Source organism: Sphingopyxis sp. GC21 (assembly GCF_025727575.1).
GTDB lineage: Bacteria > Pseudomonadota > Alphaproteobacteria > Sphingomonadales > Sphingomonadaceae > Sphingopyxis > Sphingopyxis terrae_A.
The window spans coordinates 702,815-727,405 of the sequence record NZ_CP095845.1; the positions used below are offsets into that span (position 1 = coordinate 702,815).

The window sequence follows — 24,591 nt, forward strand, 5'->3', positions numbered from 1 at the left end:
CCATGCCACGCGGCCGTAGCGATATTGTAGATCAAGAGACAAGCGGAGCAATCGTGGTCCAGAGCTTTACCCCCCGCCAGCGCAAGGTGCGTATTCTTGCCACGCTCGGTCCCGCGAGCGCCAATGCCGAAATGATTGCCGCACTGCACCGCGCCGGCGCCGACGCCTTTCGCGTCAACATGAGCCATGGCGACCATGAAGGCCATGCCAAGGTCATCGCGGCGATCCGCGCGCTGGAAAAGGAAACGGGGCGGCCCACGACGATCCTGGTCGACCTGCAGGGGCCGAAGCTGCGCGTCGGCACCTTTCGCGACGGGCCGGCCGAACTGGCGACAGGCGCCACCTTCGTTCTCGATACCGACAAGGCGCCGGGCGATGCCAGCCGCGTCCACCTTCCGCATCCCGAACTGTTCGCCGCGCTCGAACCCGAAACGCGCCTGCTGGTCGATGACGGCAAGCTGGTGCTGCGCGTCAAGAGCGTCGCCCCCGACCGCATCGAGACGCTGGTCGAGGTCGGCGGCAAGATTTCGGACCGCAAGGGCGTCAACGTCCCCGACGTGGTCGTGCCGCTCGCCGCGCTGACCGAAAAGGACCGCCGCGACCTTGCCTTCGCGCTCGACCAGCATGTCGACTGGATCGCGCTTTCCTTCGTCCAGCGGCCCGAGGATGTTGCCGAGGCGCGGCGGCTGATCGGCGGCAAGGCGGCGCTGCTCGTCAAATTCGAAAAGCCCGCCGGGGTCGCGCGGCTGGAGGAAATATTGGAGATCGCCGACGCCGCGATGGTCGCGCGCGGCGACCTGGGCGTCGAATTGCCGCCCGAGGCGGTGCCGCCGCTGCAAAAGCGGATCGTTGCGGCGGCGCGGCGGATGGGCAAGCCGGTCGTGGTCGCGACCCAGATGCTCGAATCGATGATCGTCTCGCCGACGCCGACCCGCGCCGAAGTGTCCGACGTCGCGACCGCCATATATGACGGCGCCGACGCGATCATGCTCTCGGCCGAGACGGCGGCGGGCGCCTGGCCGGTCGAGGCGGTGACGATGATGGATTCGATCGCGCGCTCGGTCGAAAGCGATCCCGACTATTACCGGCGGTTGCACTTCACCGAGACGCAGCCCGATGCGACCACCGCCGATGCGCTGGCCGAGGCCGCGGGCAGCATCATCGAGACGATCGCCGCCGATGCGATCATCTGTTTCACCGCATCGGGATCGACCGCGCGCCGCGTCGCGCGCGAGCGGCCGAATGCGCCTTTGCTCGTGCTGACCCCGAAGCGCGATGCGGCGCGGCGCATGGGGCTGCTGTGGGGGGCGCATGCGGTGCCGACCAAGGATATCGGCAGTTTCGAGGAGATGATCGCCAAGGGCAAGCGCATGGCGCTGCGCCACGGCATCGGTAAGGCGGGGGCCAAGCTGGTGATGATGGCGGGGGTGCCCTTCGGGACGCCGGGTTCGACCAATGTGCTGCACGTCGCGACGCTGACCGGCGACGAACTGCGCGGCTATAGCTGAACCGGACGCCGGCGCGGCCGAGTCGATTCAAATCGAGACAAGAGTTAGCGGCGGATTCAGAAAATTTTCGCGCTGATTCAGTTCGAGACGCTTTAAAATGGTAAATGGACTTTGCACCATTGACCGTGCGCGGCATAGTCGCTGGAACGAAGGCGACGGCGCACCGCGGTGGGGGCGCTTCTGCAAATCCGGAGGTTGAGCCCGCGTGTCCGCACCGTTCCGTTTTCCGCGCTTTTTCGTGACCAGCCCGGCGCCGTGCCCCTATCTGGCCGGCAAGACCGAGCGCAAGGTTTTCACCGAACTGAGCGGCAATAATGCCAATGAGTTGAACGACGCGCTGGGCCGGATCGGCTTTCGTCGTAGCCAGTCGGTCGCCTATCGCCCAAGCTGCGCCGATTGCACCGCCTGTGTGTCGGTGCGCGTCTGTGCAGGCGAGTTCAAGCCGAGCGGATCGCAGAAGCGGACGATCCGCCGCAACGCCGATCTGGTCGTTACCGCGTGCAAACCCTGGGCGACCGAGGAGCAATATGCGCTGCTGCGATCCTATCTCGGCGCGCGCCACCCCGATGGCGGCATGGCCGATATGGATGAACAGGATTTTGCTGACATGGTCGAGCAGACTCCGGTCGACAGCTATATGATCGAATATCGCGAGCCGACCACCGACGGTTCGCGCGGCCGGCTCGTCGGCTGCTGCCTGACCGACCGTCAGGGCGACGGCCTGTCGATGATCTACAGCTTCTTCGATGCCGCCCATCCTCTGCGCGAGGGGCTGGGCACCTTCATCATCGCCGATCATATCCGCCGCGCGTCCAAGGCGGGGCTGCCCTATGTCTATCTGGGCTATTGGATCGAAGGATCGGCCCGCATGGCGTACAAGGCGCGCTTCCGCCCGCTGGAAAAGCTGGGGCCGGAAGGCTGGACGCGGTGCGAGCCGGTGGCCTCCGATCGCATTGCGGCGATGTTCGAGATCGCCTGACCGCCCAAGACGCGGCATTGTCGCTTCGAAAATCAAGTTCGCCGGCCGCCGCGCGCGCGTCGCCGGTTGACCTTTTCCCGCATTGACCTTTTCCCGCATTCAGGGGCATAGCTAGGCTTCCAGGACATAAGTCCGGGTCGCATCCGTAAATTGATCGCCAAATGGGGCCGGCGAGAGGGGGAAGGGATGCTGGTGCGCATGGTCATCTGCAGCAACGGCGACGGGCGCGACGGCGGATCGCGGAGCAATCGCGCGTGAGCGAGGCGGTCAAGGTCGCGATCATCGGATCGGGCCCCGCCGGCCTGAGCGCTGCGGCGCGCGCGGCGCAGCTCGGGCTGGCGCATGTGCTGCTGGAAAAGACCGACCATCTTTCGGATACGATCTTCAAATATCAGAAGGGCAAGCGCGTCCTCGCGACGCCCGAACGGCTCGATTTGCGGTCCGACTGCCGGTTCGCCGAGGGCGCGCGCGAGACGATCCTCGGCAATTGGGATCAGGATGCCGCGAACAACGGCGTCAATGTCGCCTATCAGGCCGAGGTCGTCGAGGTATCGGGGCAGAAGGGCGCCTTTTCGATCAAGACCGCCAAGGGCGCGGTGATCGCGGCGGAAAATATCGTCCTCGCCATCGGCACACAGGGCAATCCCAATCGCCTGCGCTGCGACGGATATGATCTGCCGCACATCATCTATCAGGTCGACGATCCCGAGGATTTCAAGAACCAGCATATCACCGTGGTCGGATCGGGCGACGCGGGGATCGAGAATGCGCTCGGCGTTGCCGAGGAAGCGCTGGAAAACACCGTCACCATTCTGAACCGGTCGAAGGATTTCGCGCGCGCCAAGGCGAAGAATGTCTCCGACATGATGGAGGCGGGCGAGAACGGCTTTCTGTCGATCCGCACCGAAACGCAGCCCAAGCTGGTCGAGCCCGGCTGGCTGACGCTGGAAACGCCGAACGGCGACGAGCGGATCGAATGCGACGTGATCGTCGCGCGGCTGGGGTCGGTCGCGCCGCGCGGCTTCGTCGAATCGATGGGGATCGAATTTACCGGCCCGGACCGCGAAGCCTTTCCCAAATTGTCCCCGACCTTTGAATCGACCGTTCCGGGCATTTTCGTGATCGGCGCGCTCGCGGGCTATCCGCTGATCAAGCATTGCATGAACCAGGGCTATGACGTCGTCGAGTTCATCAACGGCAACAGCGCGCTGACCCCCGCCGACGAAAAGGATCTGGCGGCGATCTTTGCCGATTTGCCGCAGAAAAAATCGGTCAGCGAATGGCTCGACTATCTGCGGACGCGGGTCCGCATCTTCGCCGATGTGTCGCCGCTGCAGATGCGCGAATTCATGCTCGATTCGAAGGTCGCCTTCTATCGCCGCGGCGAGGTGGTGTTCGAAAAGGGCGAGCCGGGATCGTCGCTGTTTGCGATCGCCGACGGTCATGCCGAGGTGGAAGTGGCGCCCGGCGTCACGGTGCCGATCGAACAGGGGTCGATCTTCGGCGAGGTCGGGCTGATCTCGGGCCGCAAGCGCGGCGCGACGATCCGCGCCGGCGAGGACAGCATCTTCGTCGAGGTGTCGCGCACCGCCGCGCTCAAGCTGATGGCCGCGGTGCCGGGGGCGAAGCGCGTCATCAACCGCATCTCGCTCGAACGCCAGTTGCTGCAAATCTTCAAGGGCGGCCTGACCGTCGACGATCTGCAGGAGGTCGTCGACCAGGCCGAGGTCGTGCGCGTGCCCGCGGGCAAGGTGGTCGTGACCGAAGGCGAGCAGGGCGACGATGTCTATGTCATCCGGTCAGGCTCGATGGTCGTCGAAAAGGATATCGGCGGCAAGCCGATCTTCCTGCGCTATCTGCCCGCCGGCAGCTATTTCGGCGAGATGGGCGTGCTCAGCGGCGAGCCGCGCAATGCGACGGTCAAGGCCGCGGTCGGCAGCGAGGTCATCAAGCTGACCGGCGAAAGCTTTCGCAAGATGCTCGCCGCGCGGCCGCAGGTGCGCGCCGCGACCGAGGCGGCGGTCGCCGAACGCGCGGCGATGAACGCCTTCATCGAATCGCGCAAGGCGAGCTATTCGAGCGCGGTCGATCTTTATTCGGACACCGCCAGCTTCATCATGAAGGAGGGGCTGGGCGAGGCGACCGATGCGCTGCTGATCGACGAAAATCTGTGCGTCGGCTGCGACAATTGCGAAAAGGCCTGCGCCGACAGCCACGAGGGACTGTCGCGGCTCGACCGCGAGGCGGGCAAGACCTTCGCGCATCTGCATGTGCCGACAAGCTGCCGTCACTGCGAACATCCGCATTGCATGGCCGACTGCCCGCCGAACGTGATCCACCGTGGCCCCGACGGCGAGGTATTCATGGAACCGGGCTGCATCGGCTGCGGCAACTGCATGCGCAACTGTCCCTATGGCGTGATCCGCATGGAGGCCGCGCCGCCGCCGAAGCCGGGGCTGCTTAGCTGGCTGCTCTTCGGCAAGGGGCCGGGGCCGGGCGAGCCGTCGCCCAAATGGACCAAGAAAAAGCTCGGCGATGAAAAGCCCAAGAAAATCGCGGTGAAGTGCGACATGTGCAAGGGCATCGCGGGCGGGCCCGCCTGCGTGCGCGCTTGTCCGACGGGCGCCGCGATCCGCGTGTCGCCCGAAGATTTTCTGTCGATCGCGCGGCTCGAGGAGGATGCGGGCTGATGGCGAGTCTGTTTCCCAGAAGGCTTTTGGGCCGCCGCAACCGGGCCACCCAGACCGAACGCGTCCGCGAGCGCAAGCATGAGGGCTTTCTGCGCTACGCCAATTTCCGCTGGGCGAAGATTTCGGGCGGCCTCTGCCTGCTCGTCATCACCTCCTATGCGCTGATCGACGTGACGCCGCGGCCCAATGGCGGAAGCTGGTACGGCTATACGCTCGGCACCATCGGCGCGCTGCTGATCCTCTGGCTCACCGCGCTCGGCTATCGCAAGCGCAAGATGACGCGCGATGCCTGGTCGCTGAAGGCGTGGACGTCGGCGCATGTCTATCTGGGGCTGAGCCTGATCATCATCGGCACCTGGCACACGGGTTTCCAGCTCGGCTGGAACGTCCACACGCTCGCCTGGGCGCTGATGATGCTAGTCATATTGTCGGGGCTTTATGGCGTGATCGTCTATGCGACGCTGCCCGCCGCTCTATCGAACAATCGCGACGAGATGACGCAGATGCAGATGCTGGAGGCGATCCGCGCCTTCGACCGCCAGCTGCACGCCGCCGCGCAGCCGCTGTCGCCGGAGGATACCGCACCGGTGCTCGCCTCGCTCGACGAAGATCCCTTTGCGGGAGGTATCAGGGCGCGTCTTTCCGGGCGCTATCCGAAGGACGCGACGGCGGCGGCGCTGCGCGCGCTGTCGCTTTCGCACGGGGGCAACCCCGACGCGCGGCAGAAGGTCATCGGACTGCTTTCGCAAAAGGAAGCCGCACTGGCGCGTCTGCGCGCGCATTTGCGCATCCGGGCGATGCTGGAGATCTGGCTCTATGTGCATGTGCCGCTGACCTTCGCGCTGATCGCGGCGCTGTCGGCACATATCATCAGCGTCTTCTTTTACTGGTGAGGCGGGGATCATGAGCTTCATCCTGCGCCGCATATCAACGACCAAGACGGGCAAGCAGATCGTTCGCGATCAGCCGCTGCCGGGCACCAGCATCACGCTGGGCCGCGACGGCGGCAACACGATCCACGTCGCCGATCTGGCAGTGAACCCGCAGCATGCGACGATCAACAGCGCCGACGGCCGCCATGTGCGGGTGCAGGCGAGCGAGGGGCTGGGGTTCGACCTCAACGGCCGGACGCTCGACACCGCCGACATCGACAGCGCGGCGGGGGCCGAACTGCGCTTTGGCGGTCACCGGCTGACGATCGCGCGCGAAGGGGAGAATATTATCCTTCTCGTCGAGCGGATCGACGAACTGTCGCAATCGTCGAAGGATGTCGACGAGGCCCGGGCCTTTTCGCTCGCCGCGGTGATGCCGGGGCGCCGCATGGGCGCCTGGGCCTTTGCGCTGGTCGTGCTGCTCGCCTTTCTGGTTGGGCCGATCTGGGCCTGGCACAGCTATCGCAGCGTCGATGTCCGCCCGCAGGGCTATCATGCCGACAAGGCGTGGCTGTCGGGGCCGCTGTCGAGCGCACACGCCAGCCTGAAGAATGATTGCCAGGCGTGCCATGTCGATGCGTTCGTCGCGGTGACCGACAAGGCGTGCGTCGGATGTCATACCGGCGAGCATAAGGCGATGAGCGCGAGCCATGCCGATGCCTCGACCGCGATGCTGCTCGCCGCGCGGCACCCGCCGGGTGTCGGCGAGAAAGTCCTCGCCGGCTTCGCCAAGGCGTTCAACAAGCCGCAGGGGCGCTGCGTCGAATGCCACACCGAGCATGAAGGCGCGGGGCCGATGCCGCCGACGCCGCAGAAATTCTGCGCCGATTGCCACGACGGCATGGCCGCGCGGCTCAAGGCGGCGGGCTTCAAGGTCGATGTCGCCGATGCGGGCGATTTCGGCACCGCGCACCCCGAATTCCGCCCACTCGTCCGCGCGGCGCCGGGCGCCAAACCGGCGCGCGCGATGCCCGGCACGGGGTCGCTGGTCGATTATGACGGCCTGAAATTTCCGCACGACGTCCATCTCGCCGCCAACGGCGGGGTGGCACGGATGGCGGCAAGTTTCCGCGGCCAATATGATTTCGGCAAGAAGCTCGAATGTCAGAATTGCCACCGGCCCGATGCCGACGGGGTGCGGATCAAACCCGTCGTGATGGAACGCGACTGTGCGATGTGCCACAGCCTGGCCTTCGAAACCGTCGGCGGCGTCACCCGCACGCTGCGCCATGGCGAGCCCGATCAGGTCGTGGCGGACCTCTACGCCTATTATCGCTCGACCCCGCCGAGCCGGCCGCTGCAACTCGGCGGCATGGAACGGCGGCGACCCGGCCAATATGCCGAGGGTCAGCTTTACAATATCTATTTCCGCGAGGTCGCGGTGCGGCCCAATCGCGCCGCCGATGCGGTGCGCGCGGTCTTCTCCAAGGGCGGGGCCTGTTACGACTGCCACACGATTTTTGCCCCCGCATCGGGCAACAATTGGCGGGTGATGGCGGTGAATCAGACCCCGCGCTATCTGGAAAAGGGCTGGTTCGATCACGATGCGCACAAGGCGACGAAATGCGCCGACTGCCATACCGCCGCGCCGGGTTCGAAGGCGGCCAGCGACCTGCTGGTGCCGGGGCTGCGCCAGTGCCGCGACTGCCATGTGGGCGAGGGCGGCGCGCGGCTGGTGAAGGTCGAGACCGCGACCGAATCGCCGTGCGCCATGTGCCACGAATATCATTCGGACGGCGGCAAACCCTGGATGCCCGCCCGTCAGCGGAAGGTTAACAGCGCGGCAATCACGCATAAACCTCTGGCTGCTATCTATGATGTGAGCCTGATCACAGGCACCGAGGGGCGGGGCCTTTATGATGTGACGTGGCGCACACCTTCCTTGCACGGGGCAAGGCGGGGCGGGTGAGATATTGAAGGCCGCCAGAGGCCGAGCAGGGGACGGATATGCTGATCGCCCAGATCACCGATATCCATATCGGGTTCGATCCGGACAATCCGGCCGAATATAACCGCAAGCGGCTCGACGATGTGCTCGACGTGCTCATCGAGGGCCCAAACCGGCCCGACCTGTTGCTCGCGACCGGCGATATCACCGATCGCGGCGATGCCGACAGCTATCGCCGGCTCGCCACCGCCTTTTCGCGCTGCCCCTTTCCGGTCTGGCCGAGCGTCGGCAACCATGATTTGCGCGACAATTTCCACGCGCAGTTTCCGGGCTTCGACGACGGCAATGGTTTTGTGCAATATGCGATCGAATTGCCCGACGTGCGGCTCGTCACGATCGACACGCTGGAGGAAGGGCGCCACGGCGGCGCCTTTTGCGACGCGCGCGCCGCATGGCTCGACGCCGAGCTCGGCCGCGATACTGCCAAGCCGACCTATATCGTCATGCATCATCCGCCGGTCGAGAGCGGCATCGAGTGGATGAACACCCATCCCGACGAACCATGGGTGCATCGCTTCACCGATGTCGTGCGCGGCCATCCCCATGTCCGCGGCCTGATATGCGGCCATTTGCATCGCAGCGTTACCGTGGCGTGGGAGGGGCGAACGGTCGCGATCTGTTCGTCGACCGCGCCGCAAGTGTCGCTCGACCTGCGCCCTATCGACGAAAATCATCCCGACGACCGCCCGATGATCGTGGCCGAAGATCCGGCCTATGCGCTCCATCGCTGGAACGGCCGTGAGCTCGTCAGCTTTTATGACCATGCCGGCGCGCACACGATGCTCGCCAAATATGACGCGAGGCTGCAGCCGCTGGTGCGCGAACTGAAGGCGGAAAGGCCGGCTTAGGCGAGACCGGCAAGGGCAAGCACGCCCTCGATCCCCCGGCTCGTGATCGCCGGTTCGACGCCCAGCGGTTCGGCGGGGACGCCGAAGCGGTTGACCCAGGCGGTGCGATAGCCGAACCAGGTCGCGCCCACCGCATCCCACCCGCCGAACGCCGCAAAGCCGATCTGTTCGCGCGGAATGTCCCACGCGTCGAGCGCCATCGCATAGGCCTTGGGCGACGGTTTGAAGGCGCTCACGCGGTCGGTACTCAGCGGCGGGTCGAAATAATGGGCGATGTCGTTGCGCCGCATATTGGCGGTGAGCGAGTCGGCGCCGAGGTTCGACAGAAAGGCAAGTCGAATTCCGGCGCCGCGCAGCGTTTCGAGCGCCGGACGAACATCGGGCCAGACGTCGAGTGCATCGTACGCGCCGACAAGCGTCGCGCGTTCGGCGTCGCTCAGCGTTACCTGCATCGCTGCGGCGGTGTGCCGCAGCGCTGCGTCGGCGGTCGTGCGGAAATCGCGGTAACGGCCGGCGGCGGTTTCGAGCCAGCTATAGCCGAACAGCTTGGCCGACCATTGGGCCGCAAAGGCCTCCCCCTTGTCGCCGACGATGGCTTTGACGCGCGCTGCAACGCCGCGCGGGTCGAATATCGGAAATCCGTCGAAGCCGATCGCGCGGATCGGCGCGGCCGCGGCGGCGCGCGAGGGAAGCGCGGTGGCGACGGTCGAAGCCGCGGCGCCGATCAGCAAGGTGCGGCGAGGAAGAACGGGGAGCATGGCAATCCTTTGCGCGACGGGAGAGGTCTCTTCCCATTCGCGCGAAAGGATCGAAAGGTGACGGCGCGGGCGATCAATAACCCAGGGTCAGGTCGACCCGCGGCCCGACCGCTTCACCCTTGTGCCAGCGATCCAGATTTTCAAGGAAGCGCTGCGCCGAGCGGACGAACATCTTGTCCTGCGCGCGGCCCGACAGGTGCATCGTGACATGCGCGTTGTCGAGGCTCCACAGCGCATCGTCGGCGGGCAGCGGCTCGGGGGTCGTCACGTCGAGGAAGGCGGCGGCGATCTGCTTCGCGTCGAGCGCCGCGACCAGCGCATCCTGATCGACCACGCTGCCGCGCGCGATGTTGACGAGCGTGGCGGTCGGCTTCATCGCAGCAAGTTCGGCGGCGCCGATCATGCCATCGGTTTCGGGCGTCGCCGGAACCGCCAGAATCACCCAGTCGAAGTCGCCCAGTTTCGCGCGCCACTGGTCGGGCGTCAGCGTGTTGGGGCCGCCTGAATCTTTAGGGGGCGAGCGGCGCACGATGGTCACATCGACCGCGAAGCCCTTCAGCCGCTCCTCGATCAGCTTGCCGATCGCGCCATAGCCGAGCAGCAGCGCCTTCGATCCGAACAGTTCGACCTTGCCTGGCGAATCCATCAGCCATTCGCGGCGATCCTGCGCCCGCACGACCTCGCGATAGCCCTTGGCCACGGTCAGCATTCCCATCACGACATATTCGGCGATGGTGATCGCGTTGATCCCGGCGCCGTTGGTGACGACCGTCCCGCGCTCCGCGAGCAGATCGAGCGGCATGCCATCGACCCCGGCATAGATGGAGTTGAGCCATTTCAGCCGCGTCGCGGCGGTGATCGTTTCCGCCATGTCGTCCTTGTCGTACATGTCGAACCAGCCGATCTCGGCCTCGGGTGCCATCGCCATCGCCTCATCCTTCGTCGCGAAGAAGCGCGGCTCGACCCAATCGGGCAGGCGGCCTTCGACCAGCGGGCGGATCAGGCCGGACAGGACGGTGACGGTCTTGGTCATTGTGGGCATCTCTTCCGTTCGATTTTGCAACCGATCATGGCGATGTCCGATGCCGCCCGCAAGCGGGAGGCGAAACTTATTCGCCGAGGCGCCAATCCCAACCGAGCGGATCGCCGTCCATCACCTCGACGCCCGCGGCGATCAATTCGTCGCGGAGCTTGTCGGACGTGGCGAAATCCTTCGCGGCGCGCGCTTCCTTGCGGCGGGCGAGGGCGGCTTCTATTTCCTCGTCCGTGATCGTCGCTGCTTTGGGGCGGATGCGCAGATCTTCGCGCAGCAGATCCAGAAGACCGATGCCCAGAACCGCGTCGATGGTCCCAATCGCGGCGCGCTTTTGTCCGGCATCGGTCTTTTTCATCGCGATGACGTCTTCGAGCAGCGTCAACGCGACCGAGGTGTTGAGGTCGTCCGAGATGGCGGCGTCGAACTTGCCGAGCAGTTCGGTCAGTCGGCGATCTTCTACCGCTGCGGCGGGAATGTCGCGCACGGGAGCGACGCCCATCACCAGCCGTTTGAGCCGTGTGAGCGCCGCGCCCAAACCCTCCCACGAAAATTCCAGCTCGCTGCGATAATGCGCTTGCAGGCACATCAGGCGGTAGGCGAGGGGGTGGTAGCCCTTGTCGATCAGCAATTGCGGACGCAGGAATTCGCCCGAACTCTTCGACATCTTGCCGCTGCGTTCGACGAGAAAATTATTGTGCATCCACATCCGCGCGCCGCTGTCGGCCGAGCAGCTATGCGCCTGGTTCTGGGCGATTTCGTTCGGGTGGTGGACTTCGCGATGGTCGATGCCGCCGGTGTGGATGTCGAACGGAAAGCCGAGCAACGCCTCCGACATTACCGAACATTCGAGGTGCCAGCCCGGCGCGCCGCGGCCCCAGGGCGAATCCCATTCCATCTGGCGCGTTTCGCCCGGCGGCGTCTTGCGCCAGATGGCAAAATCGGCCGGATGCCGCTTGCCGTCGACGGGGTCGATCCGGCTTTCGCCTTCGTCAGTCCCGTGACGCGCGAGGCGGCCGTAGTCGGCCACACTCGTGGTGTCGAAATAGAGACCGCTGTCGAGTTCGTAGCAATGCTTGTCCGCGATCGCCTTCGCGAAGTCGATCATCTGCGGCACATAGTCGGTGGCGATCGACCAATGCGCCGGCTGGCGGATGTTCAGCGCCTTGATGTCGGCCCAATAAGCCTCGGTATAATGGCGCGCGATGTCCCAGATCGACTGGGCGCGTTCGGCCGCCGCCTTTTCCAGCTTGTCCTCGCCCGCATCGGCGTCGTCGGTCAGGTGGCCGACGTCGGTGATGTTGATGACGTGGGTTAGCTTGTAGCCCTTGTAGGTCAGCGTCCGGCCCAGCGTGTCGGCGAAGACATAAGCGCGCATGTTGCCGATATGCGGATAATTATAGACTGTCGGCCCGCACGAATAGACGCGCGCTTCGCCGGGGTGGACGGGCGCGAAGGGCTCCAACTGGCGCGTCAGGCTGTTGAACAGCCGCAGCGGTGCGCCGGAAGCGGGGGCGGGGGTATCGGTCATGACCGCGCCCATGCCCCGGCCCGCCCGTCGGCGTCAACTGTGCACACGCGCGTCAGGGCGTCGTCGGCGTCCACAGATCGTCGTTGCCCGCGCCGGTGACCGGATCGTCGAGCAGCGGCGCGCCGCTCAGCGGCTCGATGCCGCGGATCGTGATGAGCGGCACGGGCAAGCCGGTGCCGCCGCCGTCGCCGTCACCATCACCATCGCCGCCAACCTCGTCCTCGACGACATCCTGCACGGGGAATTGGTTGCCGGGATCGATGAAGGTGCAGCCGCCGGTGCTGATGATCAGGCACCCGTTGAAGGTCGACCGCATGTCGATCGTGCCGCTGGTCGGGGTCGAACCGTTCACGGTGAGGAACGGGATGGTGTCGAGCCCGGTGACTTGCCCGTTGGCGCCGAGCCGGACGCCGTTGATGACGATCCGCACGCCCGAAGACGGCGCATCGACGTTCAGCCCGCCCGCAGCGAAGGACAGCCCGCGCCGCTGTGCGTAGTCGGTCCCGGCACCGCTGTTCTGGACATAGAAGCCGCGGGAGGTCGTGACGTTGATGCCGCCGGCGAACAAAGTGCCTTCGTCGCTGGTGACGCCGTCATTCTGTGCGAGGCGCGTGTCGATCGCGCTGGTCGAGGTCGCTGCTTCGACATCGGTGATGGCCGCCGCGGTGGCGACGAAGATATCGTTTCCGCGCAGATCCAGCACGCCTTCGGGAGCGCCATTCGCCGAAAGACGGATGCTGCCCTGACCCAGAATGATCTCGACACGATCGTCGCCCGAAAGCGTCAGCCGGTTTGCGCTCGTCAGGCCGGTCAGTTCGACCGCACCGATCACGCGTGCCCGCCCCGGCGTCTGGAGCGTCAGCGAGCCCGCCGCGCCCAGATTGGAATTGCCCGCCAGCGTGAAGCTGTCGACGATCAGGTCGGTCGCCGCTGCACCGTTGGGCGCGTTGACGGTGATGTTCGTCGCGAACAGCCGCGTCATTTCGGTCGCGTCGGCGTGATAGCCGTTCTGTGTGCCGTTGCCGCCGACGAAGGTGGGCGTGGCGCCATTGTTCGTGAGAGTCAGGCTCTGCGTGGTGCCGGCGGTCCCGACGCGGCCCTGTCCGGCAATCACGATATCGTTCGACGCCAGCGCGATGCGCGGACCGCTGACGATGCCATCGACCTGAATGGCGCCGCTTGCGGTCGCGTTGAGGTCGCCGCCCGCCGACAGGTCGGTCAGGGCGATGCTGCCGCCTGTCGCCGCGAGATCGGCGCTGCCCGCCACGCTGCCGCTTGCGATCGAAAGATTGCCGGTCGAGCGGATCAGCGCATTGCCGACATTGGCGGCAAGCGACGCGAATTGCATCGCGCCGCCGCGAATGTCGATGCTGTCGCCGCTCGCCGTGATCGGCCCGGCGGCGTTGAGCGCATCGACGCCGATCGCGCCGTCGCTGCTCGTGAGGGTGGTCGTCCCGCCCACGGTGATGGCGCCGAAATCGATGGCATCGACGGCCGTCAGCGCGAGATTGCGGCCTGCAGCGATGGCGTCGCCGCTGATCGCACCCGCCGAAGTCGCGACGATGTCGTCGAACGCGTCGAGGTTGGTGAGGACCGTATCGCCTCCCTGCGTGCGGATGCTGCTGTCGCCGCCGGTGATGCCGAGGCCCAGCGTCGTGCCGCCGTCAAGGGCGATCGTCGTCGCCGCCGACAGCAGGATATCGTCGCCCGCCGAAAGGTTGGTCGCGTCGATCGATGCCGCCGACGATGTGATATCGATGTCCGACCCGTCGATGCTCGACGTGCCTTCGCCCTGACCGATGGTAAAACCGTTCCCCGGCACATAGTTGATCAGGAAGCCGTCGAGTCCGGTGCCGTTGGCGTCGAGCCCGTTCGCGATCACCGTTCCGGCGGCGCGGACGTCGATGTCGTCACCCGCCGTGACATTGGTCAGATTGGCGGTCGTACCGGCAAGGGCGAGCAGATCCTCGCCGGCGGTCGCATTGGTGACCGTGGCCGCCTGTCCCGCGTTGACGCCGAACATACGCGCCGCACCGCTGTCGGTCAGCGTGGCGTTGCCCGCTGCATCGGCGAAAACATTGCCGTCGGCGATCGCGCCGGTTGCCGCATCGGCATAGCCGCCATTGGCCGTCGCCGATACGTTGATGTCCGCATCCGACGTCAGCAGGATGTCGCCGCCCGAGACATAGCTCCCGCTGATATTGCCCACCGCGGCGACGACGATCGACCCTGCGACATCGGCATCGCTGATGCTAACCGCGCCGCCGGTGCCCGTCGCGAACAGCGGCCCGGCGCCGGTGACGGGGCCGGTGAGTGCGATGCTGTTGCCGGAGAGGCTGATCGAGCTGCCCGCGTCGATCGATCCGCCGGCGATACCTTCGGCCCCCGGCGCAGTGCCCGAGGCGTTGAGCGTGACGAAGCCGCCCGCGCCGATATTCGCGAACTGGATCGAGACCCCGTCGACCGAGACATAGCCGCCGGCAGTGGAATTGCCGAGATCGACCGCGCCGGGTGCGGTGATGATGATATTGCCGCCGGTGATGATTGAATTGAGCCCGGTACGGAAACTTGCCGCGCTGGCGATGAAATCATTGTCCGCTTCGGCATGTTCGACCGATCCCGCACCGCTCGCGGTCACGAAAATATTGCTTCCCTGCAGCCGATCGACGCCGATCGCGCCGTTGGACGCCGTCAACGACAGGTCGCCGCCCGCGATCAGGAAAGAACCGGTCGCGCCGCTGATGCCCGATCCCGCGGTCGCCGTAAAATCGCCACCGGCGCGGATCGTCGGCGGCGTGCCTTCGCCGAAATCGTGGCGGATATCGATCTGGTCGCCAGCTTCGATGGTCAGATTGCCCGTGATGTCGAACAACCCCGCCGCCTGCCCATAGACGCCGACCGAGCCGTCGCTGCGCAGCGATGCGTTGCCACCGACATTGATGGTGCCATCGGTCGTCGCGACGAAGATACCGCTTGTCGCAACGTCGGTGTCATTGTTCGTCGGATCGGAGATGCCGTAGGTTTCGGCGTCGAGGCTGGCGAAGTCGATGGTGCCGTCGGTGCGGATCTCGATCCGCCCGGCCAGCGCGCCGCTTGCGACCAGCGTCGTATCGCCAAGGTCCATCGCGCCTGGGCCCGACTGGGTTGCCAGCGCCTCGATGACGATACGCCCGCCGCGGTCGGCGAAGATCGCGCCGTTCGCGCCGTTGCCGCCATTGCCGCCCGCGTCGACATTGCCGTCGCCGCCGATGCCGCCGTTGCCCGATGTGCCGGCAACGCTGATGGTGACCGGCGCACCCGCCGAACTGACCGTGCCGCCATTGGCAAGCAGATGGACGACGCCGCCCGAACCCGCCCCGCCATCGCCGCCATCGCCGCCGGTGCTGCCCGGTATTTCGCCATTGAAAGCGCCGTTGCCGCCATCGCCGCCGGTGCCGCCGCTCGCCAGCGTGACCGGCCCGCCGTTCGCGCCGGCGAGGGTGAGCGTCGCATTCTCGCTCGCGACAGCTTCGATCGTGCCGCCGGTGCCATCGCCGCCCTTGCCGCCATCGGGTCCGACGGGGTTCAGGAAGAAGCTGGAATTGCCGTCGCCGCCGCGTCCGCCGGTGCCGCTGGCCATGAAATTGGCCTGGGTGATCGACGCCGCGCCGTTGGCGCCCGTCGCCTCGACGCGCGCGGTGCCGCCGGTTGCCGCGCCGCCATCGCCGCCCGCGCCGTCATTGCCGGTGCCGCCGCCGCCGCCGAGCGCCGAAGCGTCGAGCATGACGCCGAGCGGCCCGGCGTCGAAATCGGTCACGATAAACTGGGCAAGGCCGCCCGTCGCCGCGCCGCCGTCGTTGCCGACCGAGCCATAGCCGCCAAGCCCGCCCGACGCCGTCGCGCGCGCGGCCAGCGTGTTGGCGACCCCGACCGTCGCTGCGAGGTTGATCGTTGCCGTCCCGCCGGTGCCGGATCCGCCGCGGCCGCCGACGCTGATACCCGCAGGGGCGCCGAAGCTGCCGGAATCATAGCTGTTGCCGCCATTGCCGCCGATCCCGCCGGCGTCGGCAATCAGGTCGCCGGTGTCGATCGACCCGTCGGTGACGGTGATCGATGCCTGACCACCCGTGCCCGCACCGCCATCGCCGCCGTTGCCGACCGCGACGCCGATGCTGCTGAAATCCCCGCCACTGCCGCCGCGGCCACCCGCATAAGCCGCCAGCGTGCCGGCATCGATCGCGATCGGCCCGTCGATGACGATCGTCGCGGTGCCGCCCTGTCCATCGCCGCCATTGCCCGCAGGCTGAACCGGGTTCGAGAAATCGTCATAGCCATAATTGCCTTCGCCGCCGACGCCTTCGGCATAGGCGGCCGCGGTCGAGGCGCTGAAGCTGCCGTCCGACAGGGTCATGGTCGCGGTGCCGCCGATACCGTTGCCGGTGCCGGTCAGCGTCGAGCCGCCATAGCCGTTGGCGGTAATCGACATGTCGCCGAAGCTCGCATCGCCGCCGGTCTGCGTATAGCTGATGGTGCCGCCCTGGCCGGTGCCGCTACCGGACCCGGGTTGGCCGCCGAAACCGTTGGCCGACAGGGCGAAGCGGCTTGCGCTCAGCGTGCCGTCGCTCAGCGTGATGACGACATCGCCGCCGACGCCATTGGCCGCGCCAATGCCCGCTCCGCCGGGCGATTCGACATTGCCATAGCCGCTCCCCTCGGCATCGGCCTCAAAATCGCCCAGCGTCATAGTGCCGCCGTTCAGCACCTCGATCAACGCAGAGCCGCCGAGGCCCACCGGGATCGCGCCGCCGGCGGGATCGGTGTTGCCGCCCGAATAGCCGCCCATCGACAGCCGGATCGTTCCGGCAAGATCGATCGTGCCGCCGTCGGCGTGAAGCCCGATGAAACCGCCGAACCCATTGGCACCGCCGACGCTGTTGCCGCTCTGCCCATCGGCATTGAAGCTGCTGAACTGGCTGGGGTCGGTGGCGCTGATGCTACCGCCCCCGCGGGCGAACAGGTCGATGTTGCCACCCTGCGCGGCGCCGGTGCTGCCTGCCGAATTGGCCGAGCTGCCGTTGGCGGTCAGATAATAGTAGCCGGCACCCACCGATCCGCCGTCGGCATTAATGAGGATGTTGCCGCCGTCGCCGGTGCCGCCGCTCGTCGCCACCGTGAAGCCGCCGAAGCTGCCGCCGTCGGCGGTCATCTGCAGCATGCCGTCGGTGGTGATCGACCCGCCGTTCGTCGCGTCGATGCGAACGCCGCCGCCCTGGCCGTTGCCGATATTCTCGCTGCTTGAAACGACGCCGCCGGCGTCGAGCTGGATATAGAAGGTGCTGGCGATCGTCGCGCCGTTGCTTGCGGACAGGCTGACGGTGCCGCCCTGCGAGTCCCCGGAGACGCCCGTATCGCCGCCCGAACTCGAGGCGCCGCCATTTTCGCCGTTGGCGAGAACGATCAGCGAGTTGAGATCGAGGGTGAAGGCGCCATCGGCCGACACCGACGCATCGCCGCCGGTGCCGTCGCCGCCTTGCGGCCCGGTGGCCGCATTGGCGCCCCCGCCGAGGCCGCTTGCCGACAGATAGAGGTTCCCCGGCGCGATTTGGGTCGAATCGTCACCGCTCGCGCTGAAGGACGCGGTGCCGCCGACGCCGTTTCCGGCGGAGGCGGAGAAGATCGATCCGCTCGAACTCGACTGGCTTCCGCCGCCAAAACCCTGCGCATTGATGTCGGTCGAACTCGATATAAAGGTCGTGCCAGGCCCGCCAGCGGTGATCCGCGCCGTCCCGCCTGCGCCGTCGCCCGAGCGGACAAGGCCGGTCTCGCCCTGACCATCGGCGGTCACGCGAACGAAGTTGCTGGCCTGAACCGTGGCGCCGTCGGATATATCGAGCGTGGCTGTCCCGCCCTGGCCGTCGCCACTGTCGTCGGCGACGGTAGGGCCGCTTTGCCCGACGTAGGCGCCGCCGCCGAGCGCGCCGGCATCGACGATCAACGAGCCGACATTCAATGCGCTGCCGGGACCGCTGACGCTGATGCTTGCGGTTCCGCCGATCCCGGTTCCGCCGGCGCCGCTGTCGGAAAATCCGCCCAGACCGCGCGCGCTGACCGTCGCGCTATTGGCCGACACGCTGCCGCCGTTGAGGACGGTCAGACTGGCATTGCCGCCCTCGCCAACGCCGGTCACGACATTGGCATCGCGCGAAGCCGACACGAGGATGTCGGTGCCCGCCGCCAGCCGTCCGCCGTCGACGGTGATTGCCGAGGCCGCTTTCGAACGGACGATGAACTGGCCGGTCGCGCCCACGGCCTGAACCGCGCCGACGTTGATCGTCGCGCTGTTGTCGCCCTCAAACAGCGCATTGCCCTGAACGAGAATCCGGCCAAGCTGCGGCGGCGGGACGAAGGCTCCGCCGACCGGCGGAATCGTATCGATGGGCTGGCCCAGAAAATCGCCACTCGCGCGCGCGATCGTGCGGCTGCGGAACAGCGTGTCATTGACCGTGATATTGGCCCCGACGCTGTTCGCCGGTGCGGTGTCGATCGCGCCCCCGGTAATGTTATAGCCCGCCGACAGGACGACAGCGCCGTCGGAATCGGTCACCGCCGAAACGGCGTCCTGATAGCCGATCTGGCCCGACACGAGCATCGATACGGCGTCATTCTTGGGAATGGCGACCATATAGATGCGCTGGGCGCTGCCGCTGACCTGCTGTTCCGGTCCCGTCGTGACGCCGCTGTGGCTGATGACCTGACCGCCCTCGGCGCCGGTCAGGACGTTGATGTCGAACAGGCCCGCATTGATGCGGATGTCGGCCTGTTCGGCGGCGACATAGGCCGCCGACCCGTTGACGTTGACGATGCCGTCCTGGACGATGCGTGGGGCGACGAGTGCGACATAGCTGCCGCCCGCCGCGCCCATGTCGGCGGTGATCGAGGCGCCTGCGTCGATGCGGATCGCGGCGGTGCTGCCCGACGCGCCGCGAAAGCGAATTTCGCCCCCCGGTCCGAAAAGACCGCCGGTCGTGTCGATATCGTTGGCGGTGAGGAGAAGGCTGCCGACGTTGATCGCGCTGCCGCTGTTCAGCAGGATGCCGCCGGCGTTGTAGAACCAGATGCTGCCGCCTGGCCCGCTGACGGATGAATCGAAACTGTTGATCGTGCCGCTCAGCGCGATCTGCCGGCTCAGCGACCCACCCGATCCGTTCACGAAGCGGTTGAGCACGACATAATTGCCGTTGCCGCTGAAATTCCAGACGTTGCCGGCCGGCAGGAAGTCGATGTCGCCGCCGGTCGGAGCGTTGTCGGTCGGAACCCAATTGATGATCGTCTGCGATCCGCCGGTGGTCACGGTTGTCGCACCGGGTCCGGGCGGCGAGATGGTCGCACTTCCGCTCACGACGGTGCCCGTCCCGGCGACCTGCGCCAGCGCCGGCCCGCCATAGGCAAGCGCGGCAAGGCCCGCGGCAATCGCGCAGCCCTGCAACAAGTGGCGCTTCGCCGTCCGTGCGGCGGGAAGGCTGGTGTTTGCGGTTTTGCGCATGGCGGTCGTTTCCGGTTCGAATTGCATGATCAACGAGCCCTCACACCGAATTGCGTCGTCAGGGACAGCAGGAAGCGCGGGTCGGGCTTTTGCGCCATCAGCGCCGGCCGGTTCAGCGGCACCGCGACGGTCATGTCGAGCCGGCCGAGCGTGCCATAGGCAAGCCGCACGCCGCCACCGGCGGAGAACAGCTTTTGCGGATTCAGGCCGTTGAAGCTGCTGTCCTTGTTCCAGACCCATGCCGCATCGAAAAAGGCGAAGGGCTGGATGGCAAGCGCCTTGGTATTGGCGGGGACGAACGAGCCGTAGCGGGCCTCGGTCGTCACCGCGACGCCGCTGTCGCCGATCACCGTGCCGGGGTCGAAACCGCGTCCGACGGTGAAATTGCCGCCCGAAAATTCTTCATAGGCGACGAGCGGATCGCTCGCCCATTGCGCGCGCGGCGCCACCGACAGGGTGAATTTGGGCGTCGGTCGCCAGTCGGCCTGTGCGTTGGCGCGCAGCACGAAGGCATCGGGCTTCGCCTCGATCCGGGTAAGCGGAACCGCGCCGGGCAGGAAGCAGGCCGTGCCGCCGGGGCCGCAGTCCTTGCTGGCGCCCAGGAAATCGACGCCCTGGCGCGCTTCGAGCGAGGCGCCGAAGGCCCAGCGCGGCTCGGCCGGGGTGTAGCCGTGCCGGCCCGCGATCGATGCCGGATCGGTCCAGTTGCCATCTATGTGAAGGTTGAAGACGCGCACGCGATCGCGGTTGAGGGGGACGCCGCCGATGGCGATGTCCTGATCGATGATGTCGAGCCCGCCGCCGATCTGAATTCGCTTCGCCTGCGTCAGCACGAGCGGATAGCCGGCGAACAGGCTGATGATCTGCGTATGCGATTTCAGCGGCAGCGTCGCGACATCGGGGCGCGTCCATGCATAGGTATAGCTGCCGCCAAGCCGCAGACCTCCGCCGCCGACACGCATTTCGTGCGACAGTTGCAGCACCTGCTGCTCTTCGAAATCGGCGGTCGAATACAGGCTGACGGTCGTCAGGTCGCCCAAGCCGGTCAGGCCGGCGGCGCGCGCGCGGACCATGCCGCCCCAGCGGCCGACGTCGTGCGACCCGAAATTCTGGATATTGGCGTCGAAAGCGAACGGCGTGCGCGTGACCGTGACCTCGCCGATCACTTCGCCGGGCGCATTGCCGGGACGCAAGGTCAGCCGGGCATCGAGGCCGGGGATGTCGCGCGCGAGCAGCAGATAGCGCTCGGCATCCTCGACATTGAAGATCGGCGCATCGTCGAGATGCGCGAGATAGCGTTGCAGCAGCCGCTCGTTGCTGCCGGCATCGCCGCGCACTTCGACGCGCGCAAGGCGTGCCGAGAGAATGTCAAAGCGGACGGTGCCGTCGCTGATTGTCTGAGGCGGGACGCGCACCGCGGCGAGATAGCCCTTGGCGCGCAGCAGCGTCGCGGCGCGGTCGCGAATGTCGCACACGACCGCGATCGGCAGATCCTGGCCGACCTTGTCCGACCAGGCGGGCGCGAGCATGGCGGTGTCGATCCCCGGCGCGGCGGAGAATTCGGCGCTGCGCAGCGTCACCCGGACATTGGCGAATTCGGGCGCGGCGAGGGGGCAGGGGGCGTGTTCGATACTGTCGTCGGCCGACACGACGCGCTCGCCCGCGGGGGCGATCGGCGGCGGCGCGCTGCGGTCGATTTCCTCGCGCGTCGGGACCGGCGGCGCGCTTTGCGCCGATGCGGCGGCCGGCGCCATCAAGGCGGCGATCGCCACCGAACCGGCGAGCGCCGCACCGAAACCTGTCCTGTCGCCCTTGACCGTCATATTACCCCCAACCCCGAGCGCAGGCGTTTTCGAACGCGCTCCAGCGATCCTGCCGCCCCCACGGGCAGCTAGACCAATTTATCGACCCAAGGAAAGGACTTGCGGCTCTATCCGGCCGCATAGTCTGCAACAAATATCAGACCGGCGCGGCCCCTTCAATGCCCGCCAGCCGTGCGTTCAGCCGCCGCTCGCTTCGGCTTCCCCCATCGTGTCGACGAGCCGGTTGAGCTGCGGGGTGCAGCCCTTTGCCATCAGCGCATCGACCGACGCGTCGGGGGTCGCGGGCACCTCTCCCATCGGCTTGAAGCGGATGGTGACGGGGGCGCTGAGACCACCGCCCGACAGGCGATAATCGACATCATATTTGACCGGCATCGCATCGGACGGCCATTTGCGGAAATTGGCGCCGACGACGAAAGCAACGGTCTGCGTCTTGCCGTCCTGTTCGATCTTCAGAAGCTCGTCGGTGTCCATATAGGGGCGCCACAGCATCAGCGTCGCGGGATCGGCGACGCAGAAGGTGCCGGCTTCGCGATAGTCGATGAACCACAGGTTCGGCGCACGCAGTTCGGCGGGCTTGGGTTCGTCGGGACCGCGCGAAAACCCGCCGCGCGATCGCATCGACGGGCCGCTGGCGAGCATCCGCGTCACCGCGCTGCCCATCGTCTGGTTCGACTGGATCGGGCCGCTGGCGCCATAGGTGCCGGGCCCCGACAGGGTGCGCGTCTTGCCGCCCTGCATCAGCACGATCTTGTCGCCCGCCACCAGGGTCAGCTTGTCGCTGGCCTTCAGCTTTGCGCCGGTCGGATATTTGGACGCCGACGGACCGGTCGATCGCACGACCATCGATTGCGCTGCGGCGGTGCCGGCAACCGCGAAGGCAATGGCGGCTGCGGCGGTGGTCAGGCCCAGGCGGCGGGTCCGGAAGTCAGGAAAGGACATAGCTTTCTCCCTTGTCGGTATCGTTCAGGCGTTCGATCAGGAACATGATGGACAAATCCTTACCCCATTCGGCCGCCAATGCTGTGGCGCAGGTCACATAGGCCTTTTTATCGCCCGCCGCATGCGCGGCAACCAGCGCGGCGATCGCGGCGCGCTGATCGGGGCTGAGGTCGCCGCGCGGGGTGAAGACGTCGACCGGCTGCGCCCGCCCGCGCAGCGTCACCCGGCCCATCGGCACCAGATCGTCGCGCCCCGAGCGCTCGGCGGCTTCGGCCGAGATGAGGACTCCGGTCTTCAGGCTCTTGTTCGCCGCCTCCAGGCGCGAGGCGGTGTTCATGCTGTCGCCGAGCGCGGTATATTGGATGCGATCCTCGCCGCCGAAATTGCCGACGATCGCGTCGCCGACATGCAGGCCGACGCGCGTCATGCCGATCGGCGGCACGCCCTCCGCCATATCGACGCGAAAGGCCTCGCCCGCCTGATACATGGCGACCGCCGCCGCCGCCGCGCGCGCACCATCGTCGGGACGGCTGATCGGCGCCCCCCAGAAGGCGACGACCGCGTCGCCGACGAATTTGTCGATCGTCCCGCCATGTTCGAGGACGATGTCCGACAGGCGGTCGAGATATTCGTTGAGCAGCCGCGCCACCGTCTCCGGCGTCACCGCATGGCTGAGCTTGGTGAAACCTTCGAGGTCGGTAAAGACGCAATAGATGTTGCGCCGTTCGCCGTGCAGCGAAAGCTGGTCGGGATCGCGCATGATCTGCGCGGCGACATCGACAGGCAGATATTTGCCGAGCGCCGACTGCGCGAAGGCGCGCTGACGCGAGCCGATCGTGCGCGCCGCGGTGCCGACCGCGGCATAGGCGAGCAGCCAGCCGACCGCCCAGCCGAAGGCGGGCAGGGTCGTCGTGTCGATGCCGTGGCGGTGCAGCCAGAAAGGGAAGGCGACGAAGAAGGCAAGCTGCCCCAGAAAGGCGAGCGCGACCCAGCGCGCACGCATGTCGATCAGGCTGGTCAGTCCCCCGGCGACGACGACGAGGATGGCCAGCACCCACAGCGACGGCCCCGGCACCGGCGCTGGCCAGTCGCCGTCGAGTTGCTGCGCCAGCATATGCGCATGAACTTCGAGCCCGATCATCGTTTCGTGCAGCCCGGTGATCGGATCGACAAAGCGGCTCATTGGCGTGTTGAACTGGTCGTTGTCGATGATGTCGCCGCCGATCAGGACATAGCGTCCGCGCACCAGCTCGGCGAGGCCGGCGAGCATTTCATCGTCCATCGGCACCGCAAATGTGTCGATCGGGATATTGGCGAAGACCGGTTCCTCCTGTCCGGCATTGGCGCGGGCGGGAAGGAGGAAGCGGATATTGCCCTGATAATCGGCGTGGGCGGCGTCGACCGGCGCCAGCGCATTCGCCATCAGCGGCGGCAGAGTCTTCGGCCGGTCGGGCCAACGGCGGATCACGCCGTCGCCGTCGGTGCGGAACAGGACGCTCGTCGGCCGGGTCTTGTCGGTGCGCACGTCGGCGATGAAGGACTGAAGGAATTTCTGCTGTTCGTAGAAGATGGTGTTCGGATTGCTCGCCTGTTCGGCATAGGCGAGCCATGTCGGCGTCGTCATGGCGCGCAACTGCGTCTTGAGCAGATCGTCGTCGGGGCGCGGCGAATCGAAAGCGATATCGATGCCGATCGCTTTCGCGCCCATGCGGTCGATATTGGCGAGTGCGCGCGCAAGCAGCGTCCGGTCGAGCGGCGAGCGGATGCCGGTGTTGAACAGCGTTTCGTCATTATAGGTGATCATGACGATGCGCTGATCCTGCGCGACATGCGGTGCCATCAGGGTCGCGCGCGCATCGTAGAGCGCGCGTTCGGCATCGTTGACGAGCGGCATGTCCCAACTGAAGCGCGCGAACAGCGTCGCGACGATCAGGAACAGGATCGTCGCCGCCATCCGCGACGGACCGAGCTGCATGACGAGACGCCGGACCCGCTTGCGCAGCGGGATCGCCGCCGGGCCGTCGGCAGCTGGCATCGCGTCGGGCGCGGCGTCCGGGGCGATGCTCGCGGCCATCGG

At 66.7% G+C, this 24,591-nt stretch carries 13 protein-coding genes; 6 read left to right on the plus strand and 7 right to left on the minus strand.

Annotated elements, in window-relative coordinates:
• Positions 1-53: 53 nt before the first annotated feature.
• The 6 genes from pyk (at position 54) to MU856_RS03440 (ending at position 8,905) form a co-directional block, all read left to right on the plus strand.
• Complete coding sequence (pyk, locus tag MU856_RS03415; protein ID WP_003039219.1) at positions 54-1,508, plus strand: pyruvate kinase; 1,455 nt, start codon at positions 54-56, stop codon at positions 1,506-1,508.
• A gap of 205 nt (positions 1,509-1,713) precedes the next feature.
• A complete protein-coding gene (locus MU856_RS03420) occupies positions 1,714-2,487 on the plus strand; it encodes an arginyltransferase (RefSeq protein ID WP_003039216.1) in 774 nt (257 codons plus the stop codon).
• A 254-nt stretch (positions 2,488-2,741) separates the two neighbouring features.
• Positions 2,742-5,177, plus strand: a complete 2,436-nt coding sequence (locus tag MU856_RS03425) for a cyclic nucleotide-binding domain-containing protein (RefSeq protein WP_263588368.1) — start codon at positions 2,742-2,744, stop codon at positions 5,175-5,177.
• On the plus strand, positions 5,177-6,070 hold the full coding sequence (locus tag MU856_RS03430) for a hypothetical protein (RefSeq protein WP_263588369.1): 894 nt from the start codon (positions 5,177-5,179) through the stop codon (positions 6,068-6,070). The genes MU856_RS03425 and MU856_RS03430 overlap by 1 nt, the downstream gene beginning before the upstream one ends.
• A gap of 10 nt (positions 6,071-6,080) precedes the next feature.
• On the plus strand, positions 6,081-8,018 hold the full coding sequence (locus MU856_RS03435) for a cytochrome c3 family protein (protein WP_263588370.1): 1,938 nt from the start codon (positions 6,081-6,083) through the stop codon (positions 8,016-8,018).
• A 38-nt stretch (positions 8,019-8,056) separates the two neighbouring features.
• Positions 8,057-8,905, plus strand: a complete 849-nt coding sequence (locus tag MU856_RS03440) for a metallophosphoesterase (protein ID WP_062902120.1) — start codon at positions 8,057-8,059, stop codon at positions 8,903-8,905.
• On the opposite strand, the gene MU856_RS03445 is transcribed toward MU856_RS03440, so the two are convergent.
• The 7 genes from MU856_RS03445 to MU856_RS03475 all read right to left on the minus strand — a co-directional run bounded on the left by MU856_RS03445 (position 8,902) and on the right by MU856_RS03475 (position 24,588).
• Positions 8,902-9,663 carry a haloacid dehalogenase type II gene (locus tag MU856_RS03445; protein ID WP_263588371.1) on the minus strand — a complete coding sequence of 254 codons (762 nt, stop codon included), beginning with the start codon at positions 9,661-9,663 and terminating at the stop codon, positions 8,902-8,904. The two genes, MU856_RS03440 and MU856_RS03445, sit on opposite strands and share 4 nt — an antisense overlap.
• A 73-nt stretch (positions 9,664-9,736) precedes the next feature.
• Complete coding sequence (locus tag MU856_RS03450; RefSeq protein WP_263588372.1) at positions 9,737-10,696, minus strand: D-2-hydroxyacid dehydrogenase; 960 nt, start codon at positions 10,694-10,696, stop codon at positions 9,737-9,739.
• Between the two features lie 76 nt (positions 10,697-10,772).
• A complete protein-coding gene (gene cysS / locus MU856_RS03455; protein ID WP_412072813.1) occupies positions 10,773-12,227 on the minus strand; it encodes a cysteine--tRNA ligase in 1,455 nt (484 codons plus the stop codon).
• 52 nt (positions 12,228-12,279) lie between these two features.
• Positions 12,280-19,776 carry a hypothetical protein gene (locus MU856_RS03460; RefSeq protein ID WP_263588374.1) on the minus strand — a complete coding sequence of 2,499 codons (7,497 nt, stop codon included), beginning with the start codon at positions 19,774-19,776 and terminating at the stop codon, positions 12,280-12,282.
• Between the two features lie 2 nt (positions 19,777-19,778).
• Positions 19,779-21,572 (minus strand): ShlB/FhaC/HecB family hemolysin secretion/activation protein, encoded by a 1,794-nt coding sequence (locus MU856_RS03465; protein WP_263588375.1) that lies wholly within the window; start codon positions 21,570-21,572, stop codon positions 19,779-19,781.
• A 177-nt stretch (positions 21,573-21,749) separates the two neighbouring features.
• Positions 21,750-22,514, minus strand: a complete 765-nt coding sequence (locus MU856_RS03470; RefSeq protein WP_263588376.1) for a hypothetical protein — start codon at positions 22,512-22,514, stop codon at positions 21,750-21,752.
• Positions 22,501-24,588 carry an adenylate/guanylate cyclase domain-containing protein gene (locus tag MU856_RS03475; protein ID WP_263588377.1) on the minus strand — a complete coding sequence of 696 codons (2,088 nt, stop codon included), beginning with the start codon at positions 24,586-24,588 and terminating at the stop codon, positions 22,501-22,503. The genes MU856_RS03470 and MU856_RS03475 overlap by 14 nt, the downstream gene beginning before the upstream one ends.
• Positions 24,589-24,591: the final 3 nt, after the last annotated feature.

Coding starts and splice junctions, on each gene's coding strand:
- MU856_RS03430 (WP_263588369.1), top strand. CDS start 5,177: ATGGCGAGTCTGTTTCCCAGAAGGCTTTTGGGCCGCCGCAACCGGGCC.
- MU856_RS03435 (WP_263588370.1), top strand. CDS start 6,081: ATGAGCTTCATCCTGCGCCGCATATCAACGACCAAGACGGGCAAGCAG.
- MU856_RS03440 (WP_062902120.1), top strand. CDS start 8,057: ATGCTGATCGCCCAGATCACCGATATCCATATCGGGTTCGATCCGGAC.
- MU856_RS03445 (WP_263588371.1), bottom strand. CDS start 9,663: ATGCTCCCCGTTCTTCCTCGCCGCACCTTGCTGATCGGCGCCGCGGCT.
- MU856_RS03450 (WP_263588372.1), bottom strand. CDS start 10,696: ATGACCAAGACCGTCACCGTCCTGTCCGGCCTGATCCGCCCGCTGGTC.
- cysS (WP_412072813.1), bottom strand. CDS start 12,227: ATGACCGATACCCCCGCCCCCGCTTCCGGCGCACCGCTGCGGCTGTTC.
- MU856_RS03460 (WP_263588374.1), bottom strand. CDS start 19,776: ATGCAATTCGAACCGGAAACGACCGCCATGCGCAAAACCGCAAACACC.
- MU856_RS03465 (WP_263588375.1), bottom strand. CDS start 21,572: ATGACGGTCAAGGGCGACAGGACAGGTTTCGGTGCGGCGCTCGCCGGT.
- MU856_RS03470 (WP_263588376.1), bottom strand. CDS start 22,514: ATGTCCTTTCCTGACTTCCGGACCCGCCGCCTGGGCCTGACCACCGCC.
- MU856_RS03475 (WP_263588377.1), bottom strand. CDS start 24,588: ATGGCCGCGAGCATCGCCCCGGACGCCGCGCCCGACGCGATGCCAGCT.